The organism is Atribacter sp. (assembly GCF_035418125.1).
GTDB classification, from domain to species: domain Bacteria; phylum Atribacterota; class Atribacteria; order Atribacterales; family Atribacteraceae; genus Atribacter; species Atribacter allofermentans.
On record NZ_DAOLQM010000291.1, the window covers coordinates 1 to 2537 of the forward strand.

A 2537-nucleotide genomic window follows, 5' to 3' on the forward strand; every position below is an offset into this window, starting at 1 on the left:
CAAAATCGTCCAGTACTTGGCGGAAATTCCAGCAGCGAAATTCGCGTTCCAGTTGGAGGAGCTTGCGATTTCAACCCTTGGGCAAGAGAAACTGGCCTGCTTGAAGAGTTTTTTTTAGAGGATCGCTTTCAGGATCCTGCACGAATCTGGACCGGTCACGGATCTTCAACCTGGGACTATATCTTATATAAAGCAGCGGCCAATGAAAAAAATCTTGACCTTTATATCGATACACCAGCTCAGAAAGTTCTCATGTCAGAAACCAATCCAAAATTCATTGATTCAATCGTAAGTTACGAAAACGGATCAGAAAAAGAGATCGTTCTCCAAGGTCGTTTGTTTATCGATGCCACCGGAGATGGAGTGATCGCCTACCAGGCGGGAGCGGAATTCCGGATGGGGAGGGAAGCGAGAAGTGAATTTGAAGAGAGTTTAGCACCAGAAAAAGCCGACAGTTATACTCAGGGGAGTAGCTTGCTTTTCCATGCCAAAGATGTCGGTTTCCCGGTACCCTTTACCCCACCAGAGTGGGTCCCCCAACTCACTAGTGATGAAGACCTGGCTTTTCGCACCCATCATGATGTCGAAGCCGGTTATTGGTGGATCGAAATTGGAAATCCTCCCTATAACACTATAACAGATCACGCAAATATCCGTAAGGAACTAATTAAAATGGTCCTGGCGGTTTGGAACCACATTAAAAATCACGGTGACCATCAAGCCGACCACTTGGTTCTCGATTGGATTGGAATGGTCCCTGGGAAACGAGAGTCGAGAAGGATTATGGGTGATTATATTATGAAAGAAAAAGATGTCACTTATGGATCTTTATTTGATGATCGAGTAGCCTACGGGGGATGGTTTGTCGATATTCACACTCCAGGAGGCATTCTTACAAAAGATTTACCTCCTGAACCATCATTTCCAGGAAAATCAGAAGAAATTGGGAAACGGCAAGCTACCGTCTACAGTATTCCATTTCGATCGCTTTATTCCAAAGATATTCCCAACCTGATGATGGCAGGAAGAGATATTAGTGTTACCCATGTTGCTCTGGGAACCACTCGTTTGATGGGAACTTGTTCTACCATTGGTCAGGCAACTGGCGCTGCTGCTTATTTGTGTACCAAATATTCTCTTCAACCCCGGGACCTTTATCCAGAGAAAATTCACGAACTCCAACAGCTCCTTCTAAAACAGGACGGTTTCATCCCTCAAATAAAGAATAGCGATCCGAAAGACTTGGCTCGGGATGCCCGAATCACCGCATCAAGTTCAGCCAAGCTCCAAATAGCCCAAGGAGACTTGGCGACCGAGTATGATCATCCTCGACAGCGGACAATATCAATGACCGGCCTTGAAACCGAAAGAGCCCTGATTTTTCCAATAACTTCAGATCACATTGACTCAATCGATCTCTATATTGAATCTCATCTTCACGAATCAGCTGAAATAGAGGTTACTCTTAAAAAAGCCATGCATATTTGGGATTACGATGGATCGGAGGGAATTCTCACAAAACAAAAAGTGGCTGTGCCTCCCAGTGGTGTTTCCTGGGTGAAAGTTCCCTTCAACCTTTCAGTAGATCCTAAATCTTTTTACATTATCACCGCCCGTTCGCAAACCGGTATCTTTTGGAGATATCATAAAAAACCACCGGTAGGAACGGCAGCCTTATCAAAAGAAAAAAATAAATGGACTTCAACCAAAGGAGCTTATACCATTAGGATTTATCCCGAAGTATTCCCCTATGAAACTGAAAATATCCTCAGTGGAGTGAGCCGTCCTGAAAACTGGACCAATATCTGGATTTCCGATCCCTCTCAAGGTATGCCACAAACAGTAACGTTGGAATTTCCAGTCGAAACCACATTCAATACGGTTTATCTGACTTTCGACACCAATCTTACCCAAACCCATATGTCCACGCCGCCTCTCTATCTTTTTCCTGAGTGTGTCAAAGACTATGCCTTATTCTTTGATGCTCAAGCTACCTGGAAGGAAATCCTCCATTGCCATGACAATTACCAAAGAAGAAGAATCCATCGGTTTTCACCTATCACAACTCAAAAACTCCAAATCGAGATCTACGCTACCCATGGAGACCCTTCAGCGCGGATTTACGAAATTCGGGTGTACAACGAATAAGTTAATTTATTTTATGGAGGCGTTTTCAAAAGTTATCAAAATAATGATTTAAATTGCATAAATTTAATTCATATAATGCGTGCCCAGGAGAAAAGAAATGGGCACGCATTATTTTTATAAAATTGCCCCTTGATCTTTTAAAATTCTCTGTAAAACATCTACCGGAATCTTCCGAAGAGAAGTGAACCCCTCTTGAATAGTTAAAGCACTTGCTACTCCCGCTGCTTGACCGATTGCCATACAAGGTGCCATCACCCGGAAGGATGCCATGGCTTCATGAGTTGCCGATATGGAGCGGCCAGCAACCAGAATATTTTCCAGCTCCCGAGGTATTAAACAACGGAAGGGAATACCGTATTCACCTTGATTCTCGACATATTGAAAATAGG

2 protein-coding genes are annotated in these 2537 nt (G+C 43.5%); one reads left to right on the forward strand and one right to left on the reverse strand.

All coding sequences use genetic code 11. From position 1 onward, the window contains the following. Positions 1–2148 (forward strand): FAD-dependent oxidoreductase (locus PLK24_RS10660; RefSeq protein WP_324478974.1); only part of this gene is annotated, 2148 nt, incomplete at its 5' end. 114 nt (positions 2149–2262) lie between these two features. Here the strand turns inward: PLK24_RS10660 and PLK24_RS10665 are convergent. Next, positions 2263–2537: FAD-dependent oxidoreductase (locus PLK24_RS10665; protein WP_324478975.1), on the reverse strand; the 275-nt coding region annotated here is incomplete at its 5' end.